This is a genomic window from Sphingobium sp. ba1, from assembly GCF_000743655.1.
Classification (GTDB): domain Bacteria; phylum Pseudomonadota; class Alphaproteobacteria; order Sphingomonadales; family Sphingomonadaceae; genus Sphingobium.
Genome location: NZ_JPPQ01000049.1, coordinates 1 through 6,355 on the forward strand (window position 1 = coordinate 1; position 6,355 = coordinate 6,355).

Sequence of the window (6,355 nt, forward strand, 5' to 3'; positions counted from 1 at the left end):
TCCTGACAGGGGGTCCCTTTTGCGCGCTGATAAGGGGTCCCGTTTGGACGCCGATTGACAACTACCTTTCGATTTCAGTGGTGGCATGTCGCAGTGGACCGCTTCACGTCACGGTTCGCCTGCGTCGGTCGCTCCTGCTGGTGAGGCTGGTTTCGGAATTGGTGATGGTATCTTTGGCCCGTGGGCTGATTTTGAATGGACGACGGGTGGTGCAAATGTTCTGACACGCGGTGTCGTTCCTGCGACCGCAGGGCGCGTCTATGAGGTGCGCGCCAAGTTCCGCGTTCGCGCTGGTGACGGTAATTACACATTCAATCTCGTTATGGCGCGAATGGATGCGCTTTACGCAGACGCGGGATGGTCCGGGGTATTCACAACTAACGTAACCGGTGGTGGTGTTACCGAGATAGTTGGGCTGTTTTCTGACACTGCATCTGCTGGTGTCGCTGCGTGGACACCTGAAACTGTTTGGCTGCGCTTTGGATTACGCAACCAAAACACGGAAGCGGGAATGTCCGTCCGTGTCGCATCGATCCGCGTTACCGATGTAACCGAAAAAATCGCCGCACAGAACAGCGCGAATGCTGCATCTGCATCGGCCAGCAGCGCACAGTCGAGTGCTAACGCCGCTGGTAACGCTGCGTCGTCCGCAAGTTCAGCAGCCGATACCGCGACCACGCAGGCTGGTAACGCATCGTCCAGCGCGTCCAGTGCAAACACCAGTAGGGCGCAAGCTGCATCGTCAGCAACCGCAGCGGCGGGATCGGCCAGCAGCGCCAGTGGTCATGCCAACACGGCACAGACCAAAGCTGGAGAGGCGGCTTCGTCCGCTTCGTCGGCAAGTTCATCCGCTGCATCAGCGAATGCATCTGCGTCGTCAGCATCGACCTCTGCGAACACAGCAGCTAGCCATTCTGGAACCGCACAATCAGCAGCGAACAGCGCTACCAGTCAGGCTGTCATCGCTACGGACGCAGCGGCGGCTGCGCAAAGCTCCGCTGTATTGTCGGCGTCGATCGCGGCGGCCAGTATCAATCCAAATCCTGTCTTTGCTGACTGGCCCACCGGCCAAGGTCATCCTACTGGTTATGCAAGTCACGCTGGATCGCCCGCTATCGAGCGTGTGGCGGGCGTCACCAGTCCATACGCATATAATGTCAATATGCTGGCGACCAACGCATCAACCGTTGGTGTGAAAACTACGAACTATACAGCTGCACAGGTCATCAGCCAGAATATGTGGGTGGTGCTGGAAGTGGATATGCAACGTGTAGCTGGATCGCTCGCTGGTTCATGTGCGTTGTTTCGCGCCCTGCCCTCTTCTGGTGGTGCGGGATCGCAGGACCATCGCATCGACTTTAATAACGACGCGGATATCGCTGGAATCGTTGGTGATGGGGGAACCAATGTTCGCCGCTGGCGCAAACTTGTTCAGATCACGTCTGCTAATGCTTACGGCTGGACGATATTTTTGCTTAACCGTGCCAGCTTCGTTCCCGGCTACACCACCACCACAACTGCAAGCAATCTAATTTATCACCGGGTTGCTTTCCGGCCTGCGACTGATCAGGAAATCGCCTCCAAGAAAGCGACCGCTGATGTCAATGCTCTGACGGCAACCGTCTCGACACAAGCTGGCGTCATCAGCGAACTGAACGGACGCACATCGTCCTATCTCGAAATGGTCACTGCGGCGGGAAGCGCGTCGGCTGCTGTCCGTCTTGTGGCCGCAAATGGCGCTACCAGCGGCAACGGTTCTGGTATCGAATTGCAGGCTGATAGCATCCGCCTTGGATCGTCCAAGTTGCGCGCAATGGACGTGGTTGGTGGTAATGTCACGTTTCATGGTAGAGCCAACTTTGTTGGCGGTCTGATGGTGTCTCCATCGGGTCAAACCAGCGTGGATATGACGACTGGAACCATGGTGTTCAACAATGGTGTCACCATGAGCGTTAAGGGGACTGGATTCGGTTCGAGCAACCAATTTATGGAATGGACAGGTCCGTCGCAGTCCAGTCTTGCGAACTGCACAGAAGCAAACGCGATCAGCTTCCTGAAAACCAATGGTCAGGCATATTATGCGGGCGGTATCATCGCGGGAACGCTCAAATCATCGATGTCAAATACCAGCCAAGCTGCGTCAGCATCGACCAGCACTGGTGCGATAACATCGAACGGAAATACCGTTTCGGTCAATGGTTCATATGCGCTTCGTTCGGCGGCTACTGTGACGTTCCCCGCTTCCACGACAGGCGTCAACGACTACAACGCTGCGCTTACCGCTTTTGGATCGGCGACATCATATGACGGCGGATTCTCGCATGAAGGTGTGAAAACCAATAATCCGTCTGGTAGCTTTAGCATGACCATCAAACGTGACGGTGGAACGCTGGTTACGCACTCCGCTATCAACGGATCGATTACGCTATATGGTCTGCGGCCAACGCCGGGTGATGCCGGTGGTCGGATCGACTATACGTATGACTATTGGTCATCGACCACCACATCCGATCCATATCTGAACACGGTTGCGCGCACTTATAGCGCGGAGTTTTCGCGTGGTTTCACCTACAGTGGATCGATCCAGACGCAGTATATCAGCGTGACATCTACCGAATGGTAACACGATACGTTTCGCACCGCAGCGGCTAAATACGAGAGGAATTAGAGGACTGACAATGACACAATATACCAACCCTGACCTGACGCAACGCGACATCGTTGAACAGAGTGTGACCGCGATCGACACACTGATTGCTGCACTGGACGAACTGCGCTCTGACACCGACTTGCATCGCGAAAACAACGCGATCGACTACAAGACTGATCAGATCATCAGTCAGCAAATGTCATCGCTATTGGGGTCACGAATCCAGCTTTTGGAAGAACGCGAACGGCTGACCGATATCATCGCGGTATGGGATGCTGCGGTAACAGAGTGATGACAAGCAAACTGAAAATGTGGGCGGGAAGTGCCCTCAAAATGATCGGTAGCGCGGCCAGTGTCGTCCTACCGCTGGTCACCAGACGCAACATCACCATGGCGCTTGGTGTCGCCACGCTGTTCGGTCTGGTCGCACCAGAAACGGCTACGGACGTGCGCAATGTGATCCTCGCACCCGCTGGTGTGGAAGAAAGTGCAGGTGACCTGTTGTGACTTTGGATATGACCATGGTCATATCGGCCATTACGATCGCCTCTGCTGCGGCGGCTGGTTTCCGGTCCATCTGGTCGATGGGTGTCAAGGTGGCCGATATCGAACATCGTCTATCTGACCACGATCGCGCGCTGGTGGATGTCGCCACTGAAATCATGCACGTCAAAAACAATCACCGGACTGAATATACCGCGCTTCTGATGCGGCTCGAACGGATGGTCGAGGAAATGACGGAAGTGCGCCTATCGGTCGCCCGGATCGAAGCGCGACAGGATATCATCTAGCACTATATCCGCGTGACCATATGCGTCCATCGTGGGCGCATCATCATCATCCTGCACATATTCAAGGCCAGCCAATGCGCTGGCCTTTTGTGCGAGGGCATAGGAGCGTCGTGCGAACCATTCCAGCTTTGCGGTAGGGTCGCGGAAGTATGGCTGGTCCAGATGATGGTGCTGGTCGTCCGTCGTTTGCCAATCGTGATCTAGGATATCCGGGGCGCGATCGTCTGTGGTCCAGTGTGCGCCGCAGTCGGTAAAGAGGGGAGGGTGGTTGTCCATCGACTACTTATCACACGCGACCAGATCGCCTACGATAGGGCCATGAAAAACGACATTCAGAATATCGTGATATTGACGGGCGCAGGCCTATCAGCCGAAAGCGGGATACCCACTTTCCGGTCCAAAAATGGCATAAGCTATTGGGAAAGCACGGATAATGCAGGAGTTCCATTTTTTCACAGGGTGGAGGATGTCTGCACCCCTGAGGCGCTGGCGCGCAATCCCGCTTTGGTGCATCGCTTCTACGACGAGCGCCGCACAACCCTGGCAACCGTCTCCCCCAATCCGGCGCATGAAGCGCTGGCTGCGCTCGATGCGGCCTGGCCGGGCGAATTGCTGATCGTGACGCAGAATGTCGATGACCTGCATGAGCGCGCAGGGGCAAAGCGGCTGATCCACATGCATGGCGAACTGCAATCCGCGCTCTGTGCCGCGTGCGGCAAGGCGGTGCCGTGGACGCAAGCCTTGCCGCCGGGGACGGTCTGCATGGGATGCGGGCAGCCCCGTCTGCGCCCCGACATCGTCTTTTTCGGCGAAATGCCCTATCAGATGGATGCCATCGACGAAGCAGTGCGCCACGCCGACCTGTTTGTGTCGATCGGCACATCGGGCGCGGTCTATCCCGCCGCCGGCTTCGTGCAGACGGCCCGCCATGTCGGTGCCCGCACATTGGAACTCAATCTCGATCCGTCGGCCGGCAGTATCTATTTCGAAGACAGCCGCCTCGGCCCGGCCAGCCAACTCGTGCCGCAACTGGTGCGGGAGCTATTGGGTTAAGACCTGTCGCTCTCGCTCGCCTGCGTCGATTCTTCGTCGCGATAGAGCAGCATGACCGATCCATCCTCGCCCCGCACGGTGCGGACGGGCAATGTCCGTTCCAGGGCGGATAGGAATGCGCGACTGTCATGCACGCGGAAGCGGCCGCCGATTCGGAGCGGAGACACGCGGGTATCGCCGATCAGGATCGGCGCTTTGCGATAGCGGTTGAATTCGGCCGTCGCCTGCTCGATGGTTTCGCCATCCAGTTCCAGCATTTGATGGCGCCAGGCGATGCGCTGGCTGACCAGCCTGTCGCCCAGCCGCGTCAGCACGATGGTCCGCGGCTGGATCACCGCGCCATTGCCAGCGGTCACCCGTTGCTGCGCCTTGTTGCCGCAATGGACCGTCACCGTGCCGTGCGTGACCGTCAATTCGGTCAGCGCGGGGCGCATGCGCACGTTGAAGGCGGTGCCGACGGCGCGGATCAGGGCGGATCGCACTTCCACGTCGAACGGGCGTTCGCTGTCGGGGGCCACCTCGAAAGAGGCCTCGCCCTTGACGATCCGCACCTTGCGGCCATGGCCGGTAAAGCGGACTTCCACTTCGCTGTCGCTGTTGAGGTGAACGATCGAGCCATCGTCGAGCGTGACGTCGCGAATTTCGCCAAGCGCCGCTTCATAGCGATCGACGCCGCTGAACGTGCGGACGGTGACGATAGCGGCAAAGATGAAGAACAGGATCGCGACGGCGGCGGCGATCATGATGTTGCGCGACAGGCGGCGCTGCTGCTCTTCGCTGACGATCTCCGGCATCGAAGGCAGGGTGACATCGGCGGCGGCGCTCTTGAGGCGCTCGGCCGCATCCCATGCGGCTTCGGCACGGGCAAAGGCTACGGCATTGCGTGGGTCGCTCTCGACCCAGTCGCAAATCTCGGCTTCTTCCTGGGGTGTCGGATCGCTATGGAGCTTAGCCAGCAGGCGCGCGGCTTCCGCTTCGATCGCGTCCCTGGGACCGCTGCTTGAAGTTGGCCCCGACGCCTGCACGCTCGAAATCCGTTTCCTCACGTTCCGCCCAGGCCCGCATAACTATTGCGATTGCTTTGGCTAGATGTTTTTCAACTGTAGAAACGGATAGCGACATGTCCTCCGCTATTTCCAGCATCGATTTTTCGTGGATGCGACGAAGAATGAAGACGCGACGACATTGCGGCGGCAGCGATTCGACAATCGTTTCGACCTGACGCAGCGCTTCGCGGGCGTGCAATTGCGCTTCGATATTATTGTCGCCGCCCAGCAATTCCAGATCGGCGATCGTTTCGAAACTGACCACCTTGTTGCGGCGGGCCGTGTCGATGACGAGGTTGCGGGCGATGGTGAACAGATAGGCGCGGCCCGTCGTCACATTTTCCCAATTATCGGTGGCATAGGCCCGTGCCATGACTTCCGCGCACATATCCTCCAGCTCATGGGCTGAGGGAAGGATGCGGCGAAGGCGACCGCGCAGCGCGGCCTCCTGCGGCAATATCACGGTCTTGAACCATTCTAATTTGGCGCGAACCTTATGCACGTCGACCCCCTTATTTTGTCAGCCGCGCCTCTCCCGATTTCTTTTTTCTTTCACAATTCAATCATGCTTGCAGGGGGCTGTCCAGCGGCGCGGCGACGAAATTTTTGCGATCGACCAAATTGTTCCATCTTTGGGTAAGAAAATTATCGATATGTGGTTTTGATCACACTGTTCGTTACTCAGTCCGGGGGAAACTCTGCCGGTGCGCGGTTGGGCTGGTCATAATCCGGGCCGACAGGCACGATTTCGTCCGGCTCTGTCATCGGCAATTCGACCGGAGTCGCGGGCGGGGGCATCTCATCGGGGGACTGGG

Annotated in this window: 7 protein-coding genes; 5 read left to right on the forward strand and 2 right to left on the reverse strand. The window is 57.9% G+C overall.

Features of this window, described 5'->3' with window-relative positions; genetic code table 11:
• The first annotated feature begins 85 nt into the window (after window positions 1-85).
• From IL54_RS23875 to IL54_RS02645, 5 genes are all read left to right on the forward strand, one after another.
• A complete protein-coding gene (locus tag IL54_RS23875) occupies window positions 86-2,623 on the forward strand; it encodes a hypothetical protein (protein ID WP_156106085.1) in 2,538 nt (845 codons plus the stop codon).
• A 55-nt stretch (window positions 2,624-2,678) separates the two neighbouring features.
• On the forward strand, window positions 2,679-2,942 hold the full coding sequence (locus IL54_RS02625) for a hypothetical protein (protein ID WP_037472939.1): 264 nt from the start codon (window positions 2,679-2,681) through the stop codon (window positions 2,940-2,942).
• The gene (locus IL54_RS02630) at window positions 2,942-3,157 is read left to right on the forward strand and encodes a hypothetical protein (protein WP_037472941.1); all 216 of its coding nucleotides are present in this window, start codon (window positions 2,942-2,944) and stop codon (window positions 3,155-3,157) included. Before IL54_RS02625 ends, IL54_RS02630 begins: the two co-directional genes overlap by 1 nt.
• 8 nt (window positions 3,158-3,165) lie before the next feature.
• Window positions 3,166-3,441: a hypothetical protein gene (locus IL54_RS02635; protein ID WP_037472943.1), complete on the forward strand. Its 276-nt coding sequence runs from the start codon at window positions 3,166-3,168 to the stop codon at window positions 3,439-3,441.
• Between the two features lie 318 nt (window positions 3,442-3,759).
• A complete protein-coding gene (locus tag IL54_RS02645; protein WP_037472949.1) occupies window positions 3,760-4,494 on the forward strand; it encodes an NAD-dependent deacylase in 735 nt (244 codons plus the stop codon).
• Here IL54_RS02645 and IL54_RS02650 read toward each other — a convergent pair.
• On the reverse strand, window positions 4,491-5,519 hold the full coding sequence (locus tag IL54_RS02650; RefSeq protein ID WP_037472955.1) for a FecR family protein: 1,029 nt from the start codon (window positions 5,517-5,519) through the stop codon (window positions 4,491-4,493). The genes IL54_RS02645 and IL54_RS02650 overlap by 4 nt on opposite strands.
• The gene (locus tag IL54_RS02655; protein WP_037472959.1) at window positions 5,443-6,042 is read right to left on the reverse strand and encodes an RNA polymerase sigma factor; all 600 of its coding nucleotides are present in this window, start codon (window positions 6,040-6,042) and stop codon (window positions 5,443-5,445) included. The genes IL54_RS02650 and IL54_RS02655 overlap by 77 nt, the downstream gene beginning before the upstream one ends.
• Window positions 6,043-6,355 lie beyond the last annotated feature (313 nt).

Bases quoted from the DNA above. Each gene is read 5' to 3' on its own strand.
- IL54_RS02635 (WP_037472943.1), top strand. From the start codon at position 3,166: ATGACCATGGTCATATCGGCCATTACGATCGCCTCTGCTGCGGCGGCT.
- IL54_RS02645 (WP_037472949.1), top strand. From the start codon at position 3,760: ATGAAAAACGACATTCAGAATATCGTGATATTGACGGGCGCAGGCCTA.
- IL54_RS02625 (WP_037472939.1), top strand. From the start codon at position 2,679: ATGACACAATATACCAACCCTGACCTGACGCAACGCGACATCGTTGAA.
- IL54_RS02630 (WP_037472941.1), top strand. From the start codon at position 2,942: ATGACAAGCAAACTGAAAATGTGGGCGGGAAGTGCCCTCAAAATGATC.
- IL54_RS23875 (WP_156106085.1), top strand. From the start codon at position 86: ATGTCGCAGTGGACCGCTTCACGTCACGGTTCGCCTGCGTCGGTCGCT.